21 protein-coding genes and 3 pseudogenes are annotated in these 18,739 nt (G+C 40.2%); 2 read left to right on the forward strand and 22 right to left on the reverse strand.

Features of this window, described 5'->3' with window-relative positions; genetic code table 11:
• Window positions 1-255: 255 nt before the first annotated feature.
• The 4 genes and pseudogenes from EL076_RS05810 to EL076_RS05825 form a co-directional block, all read right to left on the reverse strand.
• Window positions 256-1,763 (reverse strand): annotated as a pseudogene (locus EL076_RS05810) (glycoside hydrolase family 70 protein); the annotation flags it as partial.
• 155 nt (window positions 1,764-1,918) lie between these two features.
• The gene (locus EL076_RS10570) at window positions 1,919-2,008 is read right to left on the reverse strand and encodes a KxYKxGKxW signal peptide domain-containing protein (RefSeq protein WP_082311352.1); all 90 of its coding nucleotides are present in this window, start codon (window positions 2,006-2,008) and stop codon (window positions 1,919-1,921) included.
• Window positions 2,009-2,276: 268 nt separating this feature from the next.
• Window positions 2,277-3,299, reverse strand: coding sequence for a glycosyltransferase (locus EL076_RS05820; RefSeq protein WP_003093013.1), 1,023 nt, complete (start codon window positions 3,297-3,299; stop codon window positions 2,277-2,279).
• A gap of 33 nt (window positions 3,300-3,332) precedes the next feature.
• Window positions 3,333-4,613 (reverse strand): carbohydrate-binding domain-containing protein, encoded by a 1,281-nt coding sequence (locus tag EL076_RS05825; protein WP_126429636.1) that lies wholly within the window; start codon window positions 4,611-4,613, stop codon window positions 3,333-3,335.
• A gap of 313 nt (window positions 4,614-4,926) precedes the next feature.
• Here EL076_RS05825 and EL076_RS05830 point away from each other — a divergent pair, with 313 nt between their 5' ends.
• The gene (locus EL076_RS05830; protein WP_126429638.1) at window positions 4,927-5,706 is read left to right on the forward strand and encodes a polyphosphate polymerase domain-containing protein; all 780 of its coding nucleotides are present in this window, start codon (window positions 4,927-4,929) and stop codon (window positions 5,704-5,706) included.
• Complete coding sequence (locus EL076_RS05835; RefSeq protein WP_003092561.1) at window positions 5,699-6,382, forward strand: DUF4956 domain-containing protein; 684 nt, start codon at window positions 5,699-5,701, stop codon at window positions 6,380-6,382. The genes EL076_RS05830 and EL076_RS05835 overlap by 8 nt, the downstream gene beginning before the upstream one ends.
• 153 nt (window positions 6,383-6,535) lie before the next feature.
• Here the strand turns inward: EL076_RS05835 and hisE are convergent, their stop codons facing one another.
• From hisE to rfbA, 18 genes and pseudogenes are all read right to left on the reverse strand, one after another.
• Window positions 6,536-6,850 (reverse strand): phosphoribosyl-ATP diphosphatase, encoded by a 315-nt coding sequence (hisE, locus tag EL076_RS05840; protein ID WP_126429640.1) that lies wholly within the window; start codon window positions 6,848-6,850, stop codon window positions 6,536-6,538.
• Between the two features lie 8 nt (window positions 6,851-6,858).
• A pseudogene (gene hisI / locus EL076_RS05845) lies at window positions 6,859-7,198 on the reverse strand (phosphoribosyl-AMP cyclohydrolase).
• A complete protein-coding gene (gene hisF / locus EL076_RS05850; protein ID WP_003092820.1) occupies window positions 7,195-7,953 on the reverse strand; it encodes an imidazole glycerol phosphate synthase subunit HisF in 759 nt (252 codons plus the stop codon). Before hisF ends, hisI begins: the two are co-directional and overlap by 4 nt.
• Before the next feature lies 1 nt (window position 7,954).
• Window positions 7,955-8,056 (reverse strand): annotated as a pseudogene (locus EL076_RS05855) (1-(5-phosphoribosyl)-5-[(5-phosphoribosylamino)methylideneamino]imidazole-4-carboxamide isomerase); the annotation flags it as partial.
• Between the two features lie 276 nt (window positions 8,057-8,332).
• On the reverse strand, window positions 8,333-8,722 hold the full coding sequence (locus EL076_RS05860; protein ID WP_164555403.1) for a hypothetical protein: 390 nt from the start codon (window positions 8,720-8,722) through the stop codon (window positions 8,333-8,335).
• Complete coding sequence (locus EL076_RS05865; RefSeq protein ID WP_126429644.1) at window positions 8,703-9,626, reverse strand: phosphodiester glycosidase family protein; 924 nt, start codon at window positions 9,624-9,626, stop codon at window positions 8,703-8,705. Before EL076_RS05865 ends, EL076_RS05860 begins: the two co-directional genes overlap by 20 nt.
• 161 nt (window positions 9,627-9,787) lie before the next feature.
• The gene (locus EL076_RS05870; protein ID WP_126430151.1) at window positions 9,788-10,522 is read right to left on the reverse strand and encodes a PHP domain-containing protein; all 735 of its coding nucleotides are present in this window, start codon (window positions 10,520-10,522) and stop codon (window positions 9,788-9,790) included.
• 8 nt (window positions 10,523-10,530) lie between these two features.
• Window positions 10,531-11,175 (reverse strand): TIGR01906 family membrane protein, encoded by a 645-nt coding sequence (locus EL076_RS05875; protein ID WP_126429646.1) that lies wholly within the window; start codon window positions 11,173-11,175, stop codon window positions 10,531-10,533.
• Window positions 11,165-11,938: a TIGR01457 family HAD-type hydrolase gene (locus tag EL076_RS05880; RefSeq protein WP_003096954.1), complete on the reverse strand. Its 774-nt coding sequence runs from the start codon at window positions 11,936-11,938 to the stop codon at window positions 11,165-11,167. The genes EL076_RS05875 and EL076_RS05880 overlap by 11 nt, the downstream gene beginning before the upstream one ends.
• A gap of 1 nt (window position 11,939) precedes the next feature.
• Window positions 11,940-12,683 (reverse strand): acyl-ACP thioesterase domain-containing protein, encoded by a 744-nt coding sequence (locus tag EL076_RS05885; protein WP_126429648.1) that lies wholly within the window; start codon window positions 12,681-12,683, stop codon window positions 11,940-11,942.
• Window positions 12,684-13,820, reverse strand: coding sequence for a radical SAM family heme chaperone HemW (gene hemW / locus EL076_RS05890; RefSeq protein WP_003092450.1), 1,137 nt, complete (start codon window positions 13,818-13,820; stop codon window positions 12,684-12,686).
• A gap of 95 nt (window positions 13,821-13,915) precedes the next feature.
• Complete coding sequence (locus EL076_RS05895; RefSeq protein WP_039976174.1) at window positions 13,916-14,650, reverse strand: hypothetical protein; 735 nt, start codon at window positions 14,648-14,650, stop codon at window positions 13,916-13,918.
• Window positions 14,651-14,846: 196 nt separating this feature from the next.
• On the reverse strand, window positions 14,847-15,137 hold the full coding sequence (locus tag EL076_RS05900) for a hypothetical protein (protein WP_003092659.1): 291 nt from the start codon (window positions 15,135-15,137) through the stop codon (window positions 14,847-14,849).
• A 249-nt stretch (window positions 15,138-15,386) separates the two neighbouring features.
• Entirely contained in the window at window positions 15,387-15,590 is a 204-nt protein-coding gene (locus EL076_RS05905; RefSeq protein WP_169309486.1) for a hypothetical protein, read from the reverse strand.
• A 115-nt stretch (window positions 15,591-15,705) separates the two neighbouring features.
• A complete protein-coding gene (locus tag EL076_RS10305; protein WP_126429651.1) occupies window positions 15,706-15,924 on the reverse strand; it encodes a hypothetical protein in 219 nt (72 codons plus the stop codon).
• Between the two features lie 64 nt (window positions 15,925-15,988).
• Entirely contained in the window at window positions 15,989-17,035 is a 1,047-nt protein-coding gene (gene rfbB / locus EL076_RS05915; RefSeq protein ID WP_003096936.1) for a dTDP-glucose 4,6-dehydratase, read from the reverse strand.
• Between the two features lie 205 nt (window positions 17,036-17,240).
• A complete protein-coding gene (locus EL076_RS05920) occupies window positions 17,241-17,834 on the reverse strand; it encodes a dTDP-4-dehydrorhamnose 3,5-epimerase family protein (protein WP_003096935.1) in 594 nt (197 codons plus the stop codon).
• Complete coding sequence (gene rfbA / locus EL076_RS05925) at window positions 17,834-18,703, reverse strand: glucose-1-phosphate thymidylyltransferase RfbA (protein WP_003092398.1); 870 nt, start codon at window positions 18,701-18,703, stop codon at window positions 17,834-17,836. The genes EL076_RS05920 and rfbA overlap by 1 nt, the downstream gene beginning before the upstream one ends.
• Window positions 18,704-18,739: the final 36 nt, after the last annotated feature.

Here is an 18,739-nt window from a genome sequence, read left to right on the forward strand (position 1 = left end):
CTTTTTCGGCCAGATAAATGGCCTGAATGTATAAAAAGTTGTTAATTTTTTAACGAAAAAAGCAACCACAAATTACTTGATCATTGAAGTATACCCATTGACCTGAAGGAAGTTGATACTAACTTATCTTCGGCATCCCCATGGTAATATGAGCAGGTGACATTATCGTTTGTTGCAAAGCTACCTTTAACTTGCTTACCATCATTTGTCATATTTAACAGTGACTTCTTTCCAACCAGTTTGAGTTGTCAATTTACCTGACTTACCATAAACCAATGATTGACCTTTAACATTCTTAATGATACCATCAGCAAACATCACACCATTTGGTAAGAAGTAATAGTAAGAACCATCGATAGTTTGCTCACCTGTCACAGGGTAACCCTTATCGTTAAAGTGATACTGTTTACCAGTATAAGTCACAAATTGACTTTTAGCTTGAGTTCCTGATGTTGTGTAATAAGTCAAACCTGTACTATCATAAGCAAATCCAGTCTTAGCTCCGGTATCACCAGTCGAAACTACTGGTAAGGAGGTACCTTATTATTAACGTTGAAGTACAATTTACCATCACTGAGAACGTAGTCAAAGCCACGTTTTTGAATGGTTGTACCGTTAAAGTATTTAGCTTTCCTCTGTTTAATCTTAACAGAGGGATCAATCGTCTTACCCGAATCTTCCATAACTTCTTTAAAGATTTCTGGATAAAGCTTTTGAAGTTTGTCTAGGAAGGCACCGCCGTACTGTGCTTGGAAATCATCACCTGATGACCTAGTTTTTGTCACATAAAGTTTATTAACCAGGCTAGTATCATCCAACACCTTACCGTGCATATCTGTACGAGTAGCTGTAACTACTTCTTTCCCTGGAAGAGTGTACAATTGATCTGGAACTCAGTCAGCAATGACTTGAATACATTTGTTTGTGAAGAGCCTTGAGGATATCACGAAGGTCTTTTTTTGAACCGTATTTATTGTTGTTGCTCACCGTTAAGGTCATAGCAGTTCGCAAAGGAATAACTATTTTGGATAACTAGGTCAAGGAAGGTATGAGCGTCTGCAGATAAATATTGAGGTTATATCTCGAATGGTGTAATTCTCCATGACTTAAAGAGCTCTGCATTTTCAGCAATCAACTTATTAGTATATTGGCTATCATTTTCAATAAAATCTTAGAAGTTTGAGTCGTTGGTAATAAGAGTCAACAAACCTGAATGTTTGATAGTTTCAACACCCCTAATCTGATCAGCAGACATAATGTCTTTACCGTAACGCACTGAATACAAGATTTCCTTGCCACCAAATGAATCAACCTTCATTGATTGGTCACCTGAAACATACTTCATGCGGTTAGTCAAAAGAGTTGTGATGGCATCGTAATATGGTGATTGCTTAGCCATGTATCGAGCATCATCTGTGTAGAGTTCACCATAGTATACACGTGTCGTCAAGTGAGTCAAAACAGCTGTACGGAGTTTGTTGTCCATTATCAACCGCATCAACAGGGATACCATCAAAATTAGCATCCTTCTCACCTATAACTATTGAACCCCAGTTCATGAAGTAGTGGATTTTGTTCAACTGCTCAGCTTGTACAACTGGATTTGAAGTATCCACATCGTTTGCAAGAAGGATCTCATAACCACTAAGAGAACCATCTTCATTACTTGGTGTGCGACTAAGAATACGATAATTTGAGCTAGCCCATGAGGTTACATCACTATAGACAAAGAGGAGGTCCCCACCCTGAAGATGGTCAGCCAGAGTATAGTTTTCTGTTGCAACACTCCACTGCTATTGTTCCTTAACAAATGAAGTAATTGCCTGAGGAAGCCATTCTGTTGATTGTTTAGCAGAAATCTCTTGTTCAATCATAAGTAGAAACTGATTCAGTTGTTTGATCGTCTGAAACCTTTTGATTAGCTACTGTAGCACCACCTACACATAGCAGCAATCGTCACCCATTGCTTCTTAACTTTGTGAAGCGTGTAATGTACCTTTTTCCCCATTTTAGGTCCTCATTTCATTTTCCTAGTTTAAATGAAAATCTACATAATTCAAACATTCTCATTATATCATGTTTTTTTCACTCAAATATCTCATTTTTCATATCATTTTATTCTTTTAATCGTAATTTAAATTGATTTATATTTCGATAAACATTAAAAACTACCGAATCTTGAAAACGGTAGTTTTTCTATTTTCTAGAAATTTTTTAAAGCTATGAGAGAATTAAACACAGTCTATTTAACTGGATTGCAATTTTCAATCCAGATATCAAGCAAAGACAAGGTCATGTTGAACCCTATAGCTGATTAAAAATAGTAAGGTTTCTGTAAGTAATTTAGCCACAACCAGCCCTAAACCAATAGCCACTAAGCTGCTAAGCAAGAAATAGTTACAAGCTAAGAGAACCAAGACCAACATAAAGTAGCGAACACTTGATCTAAAGAGAGAACTTGTCGGATTGAAGACAACATTTGCATTTAGCAAACACTGACTTGAAGCCGAAATGACACGCGCTAGCACGACTGAAAGGAGGAGGTTTTTCGTCAAGGTAAAGAGCACAAATAAGACTGTTGCATCAATGACTGAGGCCAGGATGGCCGTGCCAGAGAACTTTAAAAAAGGGCTGTAAATACGGATGGAATCACGAATGGGCCGAAAGTGCGAGCTTTTATTCTCCTCCAGATAAACGGTCTCGATTGGGACTTCAGAGATTTGGTAGCCTGACTTCTTGGCTTCAAGTAGCATATTAAACTCGTACTCGAAACGATTGCCATCTAGATTAATCAACCATGGGATAAGGTCTGTTGACATTCCTCGAAGACCAGTCTGGGTATCCGTTACCTTCTGACCAGTTACTAGACGGAAGAGCCCCGCAGTCACTTTATTTCCAAAGCGGCTTCGTGCTGGTACTTTACCTACAAAGGCACGCGCACCCAAGATAAGATGACTTGGATTTTCCTCAGTCGCCTTGGCCACACGGACAATATCCTTAATCAGATGCTGACCATCGCTGTCAACTGTTACTATAGGTTGAGCAGACAGATGTTGGCTGACCACTTCTTCTTGGATATAAGCGAAAGCAGTCTTTAGAGCAGCTCCTTTTCCTTTATTAATCGGGTGTTTAAGGACCGTAGCTCCAAAAAGGGCTGTTTCGTCGTAAAAGTCGTCATAGGGTGGACCGCTCCCATCATTGACAATAATAATCCGTGATTTAGGGAGTTTTAAAGTAATATCTTGAACCACCTGAATCAGGCGTTTGTCTGGTTCATAAGCTGGAATAATAATATACATAGGCACTTCCTTTCTGTTTCATCCTATGACTCTTTAGTGACCTCCGCCAAAGCCACCTGGTTGCCCACCACCTTGGGGACCACCGTCACCTTGAGGGCCACCGCCGCCAGGCATTGAGTTTTCAATCTTAGTTTGTTTCTCACCATTGATAGTAATGTCACCACCAGTATAGGTCGCTGAACCGTCGAAGTCAAAGCCAGACTGACCAGTCAAATTGATCGTTCCACCCGATACAATAATATCGCCGTTAGAGTCAATTGGGTCTGTATCGCCCTCGCCAACCTCAACATTTAGGGTTCCATCGGTCATCTTGAAGAAAATCTCACTTTGACTGGCATTAGCATTGGCCGCATTGACACCATCATCCGTTGCATAGACATCGATATTTCCACCATTGATGGTCACAGATTTACCTTCGATACCTTCGGTTGATTTTTCAACCTTGTAAGTACCACTATCAATAATCAGGTCACCGGACGCATGAATACCGTCGTCACCAGCCTTAATGGTCATGGTATTGTCAGATAGATACATGGTCCCTACTGAGGTGTCGTCATCGTTGTCGACCTTAACGCCATCTTCTTCCGCTTCAATGGTCATGGTTGTTCCTGTGATATTAAGTTCATCGTTGACATTGAAGGCATCACCGACTGAGGAAATCTTATAGGTACCGCCAGTCATATGAAGACTGTCGTTTGCTTTAATACCGTTATTTTTCTTGGCATCAATATTTAGGGTACCTGAACCGTTAATGGTCAAATCTCCTTTAGAGAAAATCACAGCATCCGCATCTTCATCATTATTAGAACTTGAATCAGAGAGGGTGCTAGTGGTTCCATCTTTAAGCGTCAGGTAGACATGCCCGGCTTTTGTGGCGTTGATTGCTGCATTTGTATTTGTCATGGTAACACCATCCAAAACAATATGGACATCATCTGAATCACCGGCGTCCACCTTGATTTGCACACCATCGGATTTTCCTGAAATGACGTAGGTACCCGATTTAGAGATGGTTACAGTTGAACCTGATACCGTTACGCCATCACCTGAAACATCCGCAGATGAGCCTGACAACTTAATCTTAGAAGCTGAGCTCTCGTTATAAGAGGTATCAGAATCTTTAGAAGTAAAATAGTTGCTGTTATTCTTATTCGTTTTCTTACTAGTCGTTGCTGTTACAGCACTTGTTTTTGATGTCGTGCTTGACGTAGTCCCCGTTGCTTGACTGTTTGATTGGCTACACGCTGTCATGATTGTTAGAGCAGTCGCACAAGTTAATAAAGTCGTCCATTTTTTTAGTTTTTTTGATTTCATATTTTTTCCTCTCGTGTTCGTTTGGATGATTACAGTTTACGGGACTTACCTAAAACATTTCTAAAGATTAACTGAAACTTATCTTAAGTTAAGTTTGGTGAAAGTTTGGCTTAGGACTTCTTTCAGAAAAGTTCCATAGACTAATAGGCGAGCAAGTAAGTGCTTTATAGAGATAGTACATTTACACTCAATTTTTTACTATAAAACAAAAAAGAATAAGGCGACTGTTTAAGGGTAGGTGTGCTACGACAACACTCTATTTTCCTGTGAGTTGCTGTACAGCTTTGTATCTTATCTATAAAAGGAGTTTTTCATGGTTAAACAATTGGAAACACGTTTTAAACGTATTGAAACAAAATATGTGGTCTCAAAGGAAAATCTTGAAGACCTGCTCACTGATCTTAAGGAGTATTTGGTAGAGGATGACTATCCGACATCTACCATTTCAAATATTTACTTTGATACGGATAATTTTGACGTCATCCAAGATGCCTTAGATGGTAATCACCGTCAAGAGAAAATCCGTATGCGTACCTACCTAGCCAATCCCAAAATTGATAGTAAGGTATTTCTAGAGATCAAAGCCAAAGATGATGAAGGAATCGGTCATAAGTTTCGTCTCGTTTCAACACCGCTTGCCATCACTAACTTGATGACAGATGGTAAGAACCATGGTCAAATCACTGATCGTCAGCTCTTACAGGATATTCAACACTTACGTCAACGCTACGATGAAGGTCTCAAACCTCGTATGTATATCTACTACGACCGTTTTTCGATGAAAGAAAAAGAAAGTATCGAAGGATATGCTTACAATAAAGTTCGTGTTACCCTAGACCAAAATCTGACTTACCGTGATGAAGACGTCAGTCTTTTCAAAGGAAATCATGGTTTTAGTCTTCTTGATGAAGATACGATAATCATGGAAATCAAGGCACCTGGCCAAAAGCCAAACTGGCTGCAAAGCATCTTAGACAAACATGGGTTGGAAGAGCAGAAATTCTCCAAATACAGCTGTGCCTATCATAAGTCTCAAGGTCTGGACTACGGGCCACATCCAGTTCGAGAAAAAGGAGGTGTCACCTATGTCTAATCTCTTCAACTCTATTTTTAACGATGCGACCGCAACTGCAAGTCCCCTTCAACTCATGCTGGCCTTACTGGTCAGCCTTGTTTTGGGCTTAGCTCTTACCTGGACTTATAAATACCGAACTCTCTACACCAGGGAATTTGTCATCAGTTTGACCCTACTTCCATGTTTGATGACCCTAGTCATCTTTCTGGTTAATGGTAGTTTGGGGACCTCTATTGCCGTGGCGGGGACCTTTAGTCTCATTCGTTTTCGTTCAGCTACCAGTGGTTCCAGAGAACTAATCGCCGTCTTTATGTCCATGATTATTGGTCTAGCATCTGGGACAGGATATCTGCTACTGGCTTTACTCTTTACCATCTTTCTTTTAGCTGTTTGGCTCCTTTTGGAAAATCGTCAAAGTCGTACCGACAACCAACGTCGTAGGCTCCTGACTATTAATGTCTCCCATCAGGACTTGATTGACCAAAAAATCACTAAAGCCTTGCTCAATTTCACTAGCGAATGTGACCTAATCTCCCTTAACACCACAGGTGGAGGGGAGACCATGCAACTGGTCTACGAAGTGGACTTGAATCCCCAAATGGACGACTTCCAATTAACTAATCATCTTATCTCAAGTATTGAAAATTGTGACCTTGCCCTAACCAAAAAAGCTAAAAAGAAAAAGAATTTGTAAGACAAAAAGACATCTCCGACTAGTTTTTGGAGATGTCTTTTGGTTTTACAAATGATTTCTCAAAGAAAAATTAATTACTTAAACTTTTTTTGAATATTTTTCAATACATTCACTTCAAGCTTTTATTCTTAGTATCAATTGGTTGAGATATCCTTAATAATCCGTTACTTCTTTTCGGTCATGGACATTGCTTTGCTTGCCCTGACGTGCTTTAAGAACGGCTTCAACGTCTTCAGGGCTAACCTCTGTTTCAACGAGCATGACTGCTAGGTGATAGAGGACGTCTGCTGTCTCGTTGGCAATTTCTTCTTTATCAGCATTTTTAGCTCCGATCACAACTTCTGTTGCTTCTTCGCCAACCTTTTTAAGAATCTTGTCTAGGCCCTTGTCAAAAAGGTAATTGGTATAAGAGCCTTCTTTGGGATTTTTTTTACGATCTAAGGCTTCCTTATAAAGTGTTTCTAACATATCTACTCCTATCTGTCTTGTCTGTCATATATATATATCCGTAAAGAAACAGCTGTAGGCTCCTGTATGACAGGCTGCTCCTTCTTGTTCCACAGCGATAAGCAAGGTGTCCTGATCACAATCTGTCTTGATGCTTTTGACATGTTGGAAATGACCAGATGTGGCTCCCTTATGCCAAAGCTCGTTTCTAGAACGGCTCCAGTAATGCATTTATTTGGTCTCTATGATCAACTGATAGGACTCCTCATTCATATAGGCCAACATGAGCACCTGTCCCGTCTTGTAGTCTGTCACAATGACTGGCACCAGTCCTCCTTGTTTGTCAAAATCAAGTTTAACCTCTGTCATCGTCTCACCTCAATTCCTGCATTTGCCAAGACTTGTTTGGTTTCGCCTATATTTACCTCACCAAAGTGGAAGATAGAGGCTGCCAGAGCACCCGTCGCTGTTGTCTTTTCAAAGACCTCTACAATGTCCTCAATATTTCCCGCACCACCAGAAGCGATGATCGGAACATCAACGACTTCCGCCACACGATTTAGCATTTCCAAATCAAAACCAGATTTGGTTCCGTCCTTGTCCATACTGGTCAAGAGAATTTCTCCAGCTCCCAAGGCGACAACTTCTTGCACCCATTGGATGAGATCCCTACCTGTATCCTTACGGCCACCTGCCACAAAAACATGCCAGCTCCCATCAGCCATCTTTTTAGCATCAATCGCAGCCACGACACACTGATTTCCAAATTTTTGAGCACAATCAGCGATTAGTTGCGGGTTGGCAAGGGCTGAGGAATTGATCGCAACCTTGTCAGCACCAGCTTTAAGCATCTTGTTCATGTCTTCAACTGAACGGATACCACCCCCAACCGTGAAAGGAATAAAGACCTGATCGGCAACACGACGCACCATGTCAACCGTTGTTTCGCGATTATCTGAAGTCGCTGTGATGTCCAAGAAAACAAGTTCATCACAACCAGCCTCATAATAGGCACGCGCAGAATCAACAGGGTCTCCAACGTCTGTCAAATTCACAAAATTAACCCCCTTGACGACACGGCCATCCTTGACATCCAAACAAGGAATAATACGTTTTTTAAGCATATTAACCTCCGAAAGACTTGAGTTGGTCCAATGTGATATTGCCGTTATAGTAGGCTTTGCCAACAATGGTTCCTGCCACACCAATCTCTTGTAGGTGATCTAATTTTTAGCCTCAAAATAAAACAGTTTCCCAAGCTGCTCTACTCTCAAAACTTCCGAATGCCTTAAGTGCATTAGTTTCAGGTACTTCCATCACTAGAAAAAGTCTCCCTTTATCTATATTCCTATCACAAAAATCAATCTCTGTTATTTTTATGAAGATCTCTTTAGTCCATTTCCTAATTCAAAATAATGTCTCCATTTATAAGTTGTATATTTATCCTAAATAATTTTTCAAGGCAAGACAAAAAGACTGGAGCATTACCCCAAGCTTTCATTTTTAAGCCAATTTTCTAGGTCTGATAAATCCTGTCATAATACTCAAACAAAGTAGCCCCGCAGCAACATACCAATAGGGCATATCTACACTAGTTGTACGTCCTGAGACTTCAACAATGCCTTTAACTAAACAGGCACTTGCTACAACTGCGATAGACGAATTAAAGAGAAGTTTTGAAAGACGTGTTTTCAGCCAGGACATTCCCAGTCCAGTAAGTAGATAGATAAGTGCTCCGGCCAATGGTGCAAAGAACATCATGCGCATAAACATGGAGGATTCACCATAAGAAAAGCGTTCATAAACAAATGTAAATACTAGACTAAAAATGGTTAAACCAATGTAGGTGAAAAAGTGCTGTCTAGCTGATTTTTTAGTAACCGATGTAAACAATATCACTCACCGCCCTTTCTGAAATTTTGTTTCCGTTTGTGGTTGGCTTGTTAATGACTTGACCATTGAAGTACATAGTAGATGAGCCACCACCGTCAAGGTTGTAGGCTGTCGTCACACCATAGGATTTCATCAACTCTGCCATTTCATAGAGAGTCAACCCTGACGATTCACTGGTACGACCATCAGAGACAATGACAATATAGTGCACACTGCCATCACTCTCTTCGATGACCCCGATGGCTGTACGTGGATTGTCAGCCATGGCTTGACCAACCTCTTCATTTTTTGAGACAGCTATCTTGCCATTTTCAACCAAGGTTGGACCAAAGGCAAAGGTATTGACCACACCTGAATCGACCAATTTTTGAGCTGTTGTATCGCTCTCCTTAAAGGTCTTGAAGCTACCATCTGAATAAACAGCAAGATCCTCGTAGTCACTGTTTCGATCAGTATCACGATAGACTTGGCCATTTTTAATCACATAGCCCGACTGATTAGCTCCGTAGTAGTCACCATTGATGGCAAAGATTGCATTGTTTTGCTGGGCAATACTTGAAGTAGTCTCGGTGATGTTGGTCCCATAGGTATTTTGTGCCAAAGCCGTTTTAAGGTAATCTGCACTCGAAAGCTTGATATCTGCCACATAGTATGTGGTATCACTGGTTTTACCTGTCGTGATTTTGATATCCATATTGTCATCTTTATAAGTCGTATCCGTCTTAGTTACCTTACCAGTGCTGGTAGATGTCGTCGACGACGCTGTGGTTGAGCTAGTCGTATTGGCTGAAACCGTTGAGACCGCTGAGGGAATGACAAAGACCTTTAAGAGAGAGTAGACATTTGCCCCCATCAGAAAAAGGGTAAAGAGTAAGGCATAGGCATGCCTTTTGAGAAATTTCATAGAAGACCTCCAATTGTGAAAGATAAGATAGAAACCATAAGTTTCTTTTGCTTAAAATTAGCATAACAAGCAAATCTTAAAATCTTCTATAATTCCCACAACCACGCCTTTTCTTTAAGTTTTCCTTAAGAAAAAGACAGCTTCAGTTGAAGCTGTCTTCACTATATAATCATATCTTCCGTAATGCCGAATTCTCTCAAGATCTCCTGAATCTTATCAAAGTTCAGACGGAAATGCTCTAATTTATGTCCATCAGACCCAATAGAATACTTGCGACATCCCAAATCCTTAACAAGGCCTAGCGCATAACGATATAGGTCTTCGTGATGATAGAGATACATGCTCTTTGCATTCAGCTCAAAAGCCAAATCATTAGCCATCATTTTCTGGAAAATACGTTTAAGCTGATTCTCATAGGCTTTTAGCTCATCAACAGTCACATCAAAAAGGCGGAAACCATAGTCAAAGTGGGCCAGAACATCTGCGTCCACACGACCAATGGCATACTCCAACTTGTCCAGATATTCTTGAATAATGCTAGCCTTGTCCATATCAGCTACCTCATCATCAAGGTAATCATTAACCCCATTATGGTGAATAGAAAGCAGTTTGAGATCATAGTCCTTACCATCCAAAAAGTCTAAAATATCGCTTTCTCTAGGCTTGTAATAACCAATTTCGATGCCTCGTTTAATACGATTGCCATACTTACGGTTAAGCCTTTCAATCTCACGACTATAGGCCTCATACTCGGGCACATCGTCCTGTTTGGTATAAGGATTAGAGAGATCATAATGCTCAGTCGTTACAATCTCGCCATCAAAATGTGTCAAATAATCAGTAAAAACCGCATCCGAATCATAGGAATGATGGGTATGCAAATGGTTATCACGAATAGACATAACTACTCCTTATTTTTCAAATACATTGTAAGCTGCTTATGGGCCAACCAGGTCAAACTCACCATGATTCCCTCATAAATTATAAAGAAAATCACAAAACATTGAAGAAAATATTCTTCTGGCAAAACATTAATAATCGGGTCCAACATTGGATTAAAGAGCCAACTGCTATCTCCAGGAAAGAGAGCCTCATGAAAGAGAATGAAGAACTGATCAAATCCTAGGAAAAGTCCCACTACTCCAATAAGGATTGGTAAAACAGCTAGACTCAGATAAAGTCTACGATAGAGACCAAAAGTCCCCTTCTTCACATTTCGCCAAATAAAGCCCACAGCTGGATAAACCAGTAGGACAATAAGGACCTGAACCAGATGAAAGAGCCACTTGACATCATGAAAATGCTTAAGACCACTCTCTGACGACGGAAAATCAGGCATGGCCAGATGATTTACCCAAGGAAAAGTCAGGTACCGCATGAGGACATTGAAATTATGCCAAAGCTCCGTCTTTCCGATAATGACATAGTCCAAAAGACGCATCCAATCAACATCAAAATAATAGAAGCCCCATGCTAGGTAAATCGTAACTAGAATAGACAAGGCTAGGAGACAAATGGGAGTCAACACTGCTTCAATCTTAGTTCGCATCAAAATCCCACTCCGCTAGACTAGCAAGTACATGGTCTGGTTTTACTGGTAAATCCGCAACCTCTTCCGCCTTGGTGAAACCAGTCGTCACAAGAAGTGTTGGAAAGTCATTTTTAATGCCAGCTGTAATATCTGTCAAGTAATTATCACCAACCACAATAGTTTGGCTACGTTCTGTTCCAAGGATTTCAAGAGCCTTGTTCATGATAATAGCTTTAGGCTTACCAATAATGATTGGGGGCACACGTGTAGCCGCCTCGATAAGAGCTAAGAGTGAACCAGCACCTGGAAGCAGACCGCGTTCTGTTGGGATATTCAAATCTGGGTTTGTCCCAATAAACATAGCTCCTTTTTGGATAGCAAGTGTTGCCTTTACCAACATTTCATAAGTGACTTCACGGTCCAATCCCACTACCACATAAGCAGGATTTTCCTCATCTACCGTATATCCCGCATCCGCAATAGCAGATTTAAGCCCAGTTTCACCAATAACATAAACTGTCTTACCACGATTCATATCATTCATGTAGTCAACTGTCGCCAGGGTTGCTGTATAAATAGTTTCAAGAGGCGTTTCCAACTCGCACTGATTACGCAAAAGCTCTTGGACCATTTCTGGTGTACGCATACTGTTATTAGTCACAAAAAGATAGGGAATTTGACGCTTCTGCAACTCCTTAACAAAGGCCTCCCCTTCAGGAATACGGTCCTTACCCTTGTAAATGGTTCCATCTAAATCAATCAAATAACCTTTATATGTCATCTTACTCGTCTCCTATTTCTTTCCATTGGATAATGGCCTGAGCATTAATATTGCCATCAACACAAATATGATGTTGACTGCTCAAATTTTCTTGGTCAAACTCATAGCCAGAATAAATTTCTGACCCATGATGAATTTCCTTAACGTACTTGAGATCAATATGGGCTGGCGTGTACTTGGTCAAAAAGTCCAAATTGAAAACATCCAACATCCACTCTAAGTACTTACTATTGTTAACGTGGCCATTCATGTCTAGGTCAAAATAACGCACACGATAAAGCGTCTCAATTGGATTTTCCAAAACCTTGTAGCGAGGACCCCGAAGTAACTTTTTAGTTTTTTCAGCCCCATAAGGTGCTACCACCTCATCTGGCACTTCGGCTACCTTACGCGTTTCATAATCCATAAGGGCAAAAGTAGTCTTAAAGAGCATGATTTGTTGACCAGTTTCATCTGTGATGTAAAAATTACGGTAACAGAAAATCTTATTATAGGAAATAGCTTCCGTTGTAATTGTCACCTTTTCATTGTAGCGAGGCAAACGGTCAATCTCAATCGCATAGTCTGTCACAATCCAAACCAGACCGTATTTATCAAAAACGTCCTTATCCGTATTTCCCAGAGACTCTGACTGCATACCGGATACTTGCAATGAAAAAGCCAGTAAGTGTGGTAATTTTACCTGATGCGTGATATCCGTCTCATAAAACGGAATCTGATAAGGAATACTAAATTTTAATCCCATCTAATCCTCCAAGATAAATTGTTCAGCGACACTATCACCCAAAAAGAGTCCTCGTTTGGTCATACGAACAACTTCTGGATCCTTGACCAAGAGCCCATCTTCCTGTAGTTTTTTTACAATGTCTCCATAAGTATCCGCGAATGACAAGCCAAACTTCTCTTCAAAACGTTTAATAGATACACCTGATTTTTTACGCAAACCAAGGAAGAACTCCTCCTCCATCATCTCCGCCTTAGTCAGATGCTCCTCGTGAAGTCTAGCATGACCATCCTCAGCTATAGCCTTAAGGTAATGCTGGATAGGTCCTCTATTGCGATAACGAACACCATTGACATAACCAGAGGCTCCAGCACCCACACCATAATACTCATCATTATTCCAGTACATGAGATTGTGACGACTCTCCATCCCAGGTTTGGTAAAGTTGGAAATCTCATAATGCTCAAAACCTTTTTTTTCCAACTCTTGGATAATATAGTCAAACATCTCTGCTTCCAAGTCCTCAGTTGGTAGATTAAGCTTACCTCGACGCATCTTATTCATAAAGACCGTGTGATGTTCCAATATCAAGCTATAGAGACTTAGGTGTGGAATATCCAGTTCCAGTGCCTTTCTCACATTTTCCTTGACCTGATCCATGGTTTGACCAGGCAGAGCATAAATGAGGTCAATGGAAATATTATGGAAACCAGCAGACTTCAAGCTATCAATGCTTTCATAAATCTGTGCTTGATTATGACTGCGACCAATTTGACGCAAGTGCTTGTCATCAAAAGTCTGAACCCCTAAAGAGACGCGATTAACAGCAGATTTTTTGAGCACTTCAATCTTATCAACCGTCAAATCCCCGGGATTAGCCTCAATAGTAAACTCCTCCAGCTTAGACAGATCCAAGTTCTTCTGAAGATTGCTCAAAAGGTAATCCAATTGCTCTGCAGAAATAGCCGTTGGGGTCCCCCCACCAATATAAAGGGTACGAAGCTCCTTGATATTTAAAAGCTCCCACTCACGAATCAAAGCACTCAGGTAGTCATCAACGGGCTGATTTTTAATGAAGACCTTAGAAAAGTCACAATAATAACAAATTTGTGTGCAAAATGGAATGTGCACATAGGCTGACGTTGGTTTTGTTTGCATGTAACTATTCTACCATTTTTTAAGCAGAAATGAGACTTCGAATGATAAGAGTTTGAGCCAAAAAAGAAGCCATCTCTCCAGATAGCTTCTTTACTTTATTTTGTTAATGAGAATGGGAAAGCATTATAGTTGCTATAATCAAAGGTTGGTCCCAAGTCAGAGATGAATTGAACTGGCGTATAAGTTCCATTTTTAAGAATAAAGCCAGGCTTAGCTTGGAAACCAGCTCCCCCTAGGCCTGTAATACCTGGAAGCAAGGTAGAAAAATCGCCACCCTCCCAAACATAGAGATTTCCAGAAATTTGAACAGCTTTTGCAGTTGTAGAGCTTTGACGATAGGGTTCGTAATCAACATTGAAATTTGCCTTTGAAGTGATGTTTCCTTCGGCATCAACTGTAAAACTAATGTCTGTTGCTTGTGGACTCGTACCAGTCCAAGTTCCCACTAATGCTGCTGGAACAGGAGCATCACTTTGAGTATCAGCTGTTGCTTGACTAGACTTGTTTGACTCAGAAGCAGCACTGCTACTTGTTCCTCCTTGAGCATCATTTCCAGCTGTAGCTTGATTTTTTGAAGAGCTTGCTTCAGGAGCGCTCGCTTCTTTTTGGCCTTGAAAATCCTTTGAAGCTTCTGTCTTGGCCTTTTTAGCAGACTGCTTCTCAGATGTTTGTGTTTTAGCAGATGACTTCACTACTTTAGAAGTTGACGTTGTCGATGATGCTGCAGTGTCTTTTTCTGACTTAGAGCCACATCCACCAAGAGCTATAGAAACAGCTACAGACAACAAAACAAGTGAGCAAACACGAATAACTTTTCTTTTCATTTTCATAAACCTCTTTTCTATATGTCTATTATATCTATTTCATTACAAAAAACAAGTATTTTGTGTAATTTTTGTAACATTTATGTAATTAATTGTATCGCTGTCATAAGTTAATATATTCTTTTAACCAAAAAAGCCTATCACTCCCACAGGAATGATAGACTTTTGACTATTATTTAAGTACTCCTTATCTTATCTGATATTAGCGAGTACCTTCTCTTTCAAGATAACCTGAATAGGGATGATCGTAGCCATCTTCCAAGACAGTAATGCGCTTACCACCATTCACAACTAGAAAATAGTATAAACCTTTCTCGTCATGGTAGATATCATTAACACTCTTACCTTGGTAACCATGTGACTTAAGAGACTTCTGTATTCTAGCAAACTCTTTTTGCACCTTACCATTACCTACTTTACCAGTTTTGTCCACCAGATATTCTTTCAAAGGTTTAACAATTAATATATCTATATCATCATAATCTGTAGTCATAACACCATTTTCAGAGATAACCGCTTCTCCTTCTGATTCATCTTCATAATTAAATGTCTTCCATTTTCCAACAAAAACTTTGGGAACCCCTGCCTTATGAAAAAGATAGCTCTTTTTTAAATCTTTGTTTTTTGATCCGTAGTGGGCTAGTTCTGATGAGCTTAAACCTAGAACAAAGTTTGTCCCAACTTTCTGAATCAGATTATAGTAGCCAGAATCTTCCGTCGTTACCAGTATGACCTCTTTTGTTTATAATTGATATTTCTTGTCAAAATCAGCAATAATTTTTAGTTTTGAATCACTGAGTTTCTCTAAGTTTGCTTCAAACTTCTGTCCAGCTTTCTTACCAGTAGAGATTTCTTTGATTTCTTCTTCCGTATAGCCTGCAACGAGTTTTGACTTCTTCCCATTTAAATCATAAACAAGCCCATCATTATTACCATTTACCCACAAACCCCCTAAGTTTGTTCCTTTAGAAGAAAACAAAAAGAATCCAAGACTTGTTGCTACGACAAGAAATAAAGCAATGGTAAAACCTATAAAAGTCTTCTTACCAAACTTTTTCTGTTTAACAAAGACAAGCTGCTGTGCAGAGGAGTAATTGACCAGTCATCTGATTTGGTAAAAATATGACTTCTTCAGTCCCAGATTTACTATTGCTAGAAAAAGTAGCTTGCTTTTCTTCCATGACAAATTCACCTTTTAAAAGGGCCTGCTGACACTCTTGAATAGTGGACTTACGATTATTAATCGCTTCAAAATATTCAATCCATTCTTTTCTATGCATCATCTCTCCTCACAATTCTTAATAGAAAAATCTATCACTAGCTTATAAGTGATAGATTTTCCAATTATTTAAGCACTTCTTGTGTCTTAGCGTAGTTAGCTTCAACAGCTTCTTTTTCAGCTTTCCACCAGTCTTGGTGATCGGTGTACCACTTGATTGTTTCTTCCAAACCTGATTCAAAGTTTGTGAATTGTGGTTCCCAACCAAGTTCTTCACGCAATTTTGTTGAGTCAATAGCGTAACGTAAATCGTGACCAGCACGGTCTGTGACACGGTCGTAAGCATCTTTTGGTTGACCCATTTTTTCAAGGATGAGTTCAAGAACTTCCTTGTTATTCTTTTCACCATCAGCACCAATCAAGTAAGTTTCACCGATACGTCCCTTAGTAAGAATGGCCCAAACACCAGTTGAGTGGTCATTAGTGTGAATCCAGTCACGAACGTTTTTACCTTCACCATAAAGTTTTGGCTTAATTCCTGACAAGATATTGGTGATTTGACGTGGAATGAATTTTTCGATGTGTTGGTATGGTCCATAGTTGTTTGAGCAGTTTGAAATAGTTGCCTTAACACCAAATGAACGCACCCATGCTTTAACGATAAGGTCTGAAGCAGCCTTAGTTGATGAGTATGGTGATGATGGGTTGTATTTTGTTTCTGCTGTGAATTTTTCACCAGGACCTTCACCGTGACCAGGGAGATCTTCGCGCAATGGAAGGTCACCATAAACTTCGTCTGTTGACACGTGGTGGAAACGAATATCGTATTTACGAGCAGCTTCCAAGAGTGTGTAAGTACCAATGAAGTTTGTGTAGATAAATGGTGATGGGTCGTTCAATGAATTATCATTGTGGCTTTCAGCTGCATAGTGAACGATGGCATCAGCCTTAGCAGCCAATTTATCAACCAATTCAGCATCAGCAATATCACCAACAACCAATTCAACACGATCACCAAGGATTTCTTCAATGTTGGCACGGTTACCAGCGTAAGTGAGTTTGTCAAGGACAGTCACATGTACGTCTGGATGGTTGTTGTAGACATAGTGTACGAAGTTTGAACCGATGAAACCTGCGCCACCAGTTACGATGATATTTTTATATTCAGTCATTTTTTCTCCAAAAAATATTGTTTTTTCTTATTCGTTCCTTTCGCTAGTGAGGGACGCCAGCAACCCTTCGATTTCATGGCTAAATCCGAAGCCGAAGTCTCTGAATTTCCCTACAAGATTCCTTGAGGAAATCTTGTTTTCACTAGGGTAGGAACGATCTTATAATGCTCCTTGCAGTCGAGGTACTGCTGTGCAAAGCTCGTTTTTACAAATCTTCTGCTTTTAGTGGTTTGACGTCTTTGAGCAATGGGTGATTTTTATCTGCTTCTGAGACTTCTGCTTCTTCCAAGTTTTCCCACTTGATATCAAGGCTTGGGTCTGCGTAGTTGACAAAGGCGTATTTTGGTTTGAGTTCAAGTGCCCAGTAGTCGTTCACAAGATAGCTGTATGCAACCTTATCAGACAAAACTTGGAAACCATTGGCAACACCGCGAGGAACGAAGATTCCTTTTGAAGCATCAATAACTGTTTGGTAAGTATTCCCAAAAGTTTCGCCTTCACGAAGGTCAACCCATGTTCCAAGAACCTTTCCTTCATCTGCTACTGAGATGTATTTATCCCAAGGCTCGGCGTGCAAGCCACGCAAAACATTTTTACGTGAGAAAGAAACGTTATTTTGCAATTTTCCTTCTGCAAAAAATGATTCTGGAAAACCGAGTGGCAACATTTTTTCTTTTTGGAAGTTTTCCTTAAACCAACCACGGTTATCTCCATGAACAGGAATATCAAATTCAAGCAGACCTGGGATAGCTTCAATCTTACGTGCAGCTAGTTCTTTTCCAAAAAATTGTTCAGTCATTATGCTTCTCCAATCAAACGGAGCAAATATTGTCCGTATTCATTCTTTTTAAGCGGTTGTGCCAATTCGAGGACCTGTTCCTTAGTGATGTAACCCATACGATAGGCAATTTCCTCAAGGTTAGCCACTTGGACATTTTGCAACCGTTGAACAGTTTCAATGTACTGAGCAGCTTGCAAGAGACTTTCGTGAGTGCCTGTATCCAACCAAGCAAAGCCACGTCCCATAAGTTCAACAGAGAGGTCACCACGATCTAAGTAAGCCTTGTTAACATCAGTAATTTCAAGTTCTCCACGAGGGCTTGGTTTGATATTTTTAGCAATTTCCACGACATCATTGTCATAGAAATAAAGGCCTGTTACAGCAAAATTTGATTTTGGATGTTCTGGTTTTTCCTCGATTGAGATGGCATTCATATTGTCGTCAAACTCAACCACACCAAAACGTTCTGGGTCCTTAACTTGGTAGCCAAAGACTGTGGCTCCTTTTTCCTTAGCTTCAGCACGTTGAAGCATGGCAGAAAGACCATTGCCATGGAAAATGTTGTCCCCTAGCACAAGAGCAACACTATCATCACCGATGAAGTCTTCACCAATGATAAAGGCTTGAGCCAAGCCATCTGGACTTGGTTGTACAGCGTAGGAAAGGGAAATACCAAACTCTGAACCATCGCCAAGGAGCTCTTCAAAACGTGGAAGGTCCTGTGGTGTTGAGATAATGAGGATTTCCTTAATACCAGCCAACATAAGCGTTGAGAGTGGGTAGTAAATCATTGGTTTATCGTAAATCGGCATCAGTTGTTTTGATGCAGCACGTGTCAGTGGATACAAACGTGTCCCTGAACCGCCTGCAAGAATAATACCTTTCATAAGAAGGCTCCTTTTTTCTCTAATATATTACCTATA

Source organism: Streptococcus vestibularis, from assembly GCF_900636445.1.
In the GTDB taxonomy this organism is placed as follows: domain Bacteria; phylum Bacillota; class Bacilli; order Lactobacillales; family Streptococcaceae; genus Streptococcus; species Streptococcus vestibularis.

Excerpts from the sequence above, each read along its gene's own strand:
- EL076_RS10570 (WP_082311352.1), bottom strand. The coding sequence starts at position 2,008 with ATGGGGAAAAAGGTACATTACACGCTTCACAAAGTTAAGAAGCAATGG.
- EL076_RS05820 (WP_003093013.1), bottom strand. The coding sequence starts at position 3,299 with ATGTATATTATTATTCCAGCTTATGAACCAGACAAACGCCTGATTCAG.
- EL076_RS05825 (WP_126429636.1), bottom strand. The coding sequence starts at position 4,613 with ATGAAATCAAAAAAACTAAAAAAATGGACGACTTTATTAACTTGTGCG.
- EL076_RS05830 (WP_126429638.1), top strand. The coding sequence starts at position 4,927 with ATGGTTAAACAATTGGAAACACGTTTTAAACGTATTGAAACAAAATAT.
- EL076_RS05835 (WP_003092561.1), top strand. The coding sequence starts at position 5,699 with ATGTCTAATCTCTTCAACTCTATTTTTAACGATGCGACCGCAACTGCA.
- hisE (WP_126429640.1), bottom strand. The coding sequence starts at position 6,850 with ATGTTAGAAACACTTTATAAGGAAGCCTTAGATCGTAAAAAAAATCCC.
- hisF (WP_003092820.1), bottom strand. The coding sequence starts at position 7,953 with ATGCTTAAAAAACGTATTATTCCTTGTTTGGATGTCAAGGATGGCCGT.
- EL076_RS05865 (WP_126429644.1), bottom strand. The coding sequence starts at position 9,626 with ATGAAATTTCTCAAAAGGCATGCCTATGCCTTACTCTTTACCCTTTTT.
- EL076_RS05875 (WP_126429646.1), bottom strand. The coding sequence starts at position 11,175 with ATGCGAACTAAGATTGAAGCAGTGTTGACTCCCATTTGTCTCCTAGCC.
- EL076_RS05880 (WP_003096954.1), bottom strand. The coding sequence starts at position 11,938 with ATGACATATAAAGGTTATTTGATTGATTTAGATGGAACCATTTACAAG.
- EL076_RS05885 (WP_126429648.1), bottom strand. The coding sequence starts at position 12,683 with ATGGGATTAAAATTTAGTATTCCTTATCAGATTCCGTTTTATGAGACG.
- hemW (WP_003092450.1), bottom strand. The coding sequence starts at position 13,820 with ATGCAAACAAAACCAACGTCAGCCTATGTGCACATTCCATTTTGCACA.
- EL076_RS05895 (WP_039976174.1), bottom strand. The coding sequence starts at position 14,650 with ATGAAAATGAAAAGAAAAGTTATTCGTGTTTGCTCACTTGTTTTGTTG.
- EL076_RS05900 (WP_003092659.1), bottom strand. The coding sequence starts at position 15,137 with ATGACTACAGATTATGATGATATAGATATATTAATTGTTAAACCTTTG.
- EL076_RS10305 (WP_126429651.1), bottom strand. The coding sequence starts at position 15,924 with ATGCATAGAAAAGAATGGATTGAATATTTTGAAGCGATTAATAATCGT.
- rfbB (WP_003096936.1), bottom strand. The coding sequence starts at position 17,035 with ATGACTGAATATAAAAATATCATCGTAACTGGTGGCGCAGGTTTCATC.
- EL076_RS05920 (WP_003096935.1), bottom strand. The coding sequence starts at position 17,834 with ATGACTGAACAATTTTTTGGAAAAGAACTAGCTGCACGTAAGATTGAA.
- rfbA (WP_003092398.1), bottom strand. The coding sequence starts at position 18,703 with ATGAAAGGTATTATTCTTGCAGGCGGTTCAGGGACACGTTTGTATCCA.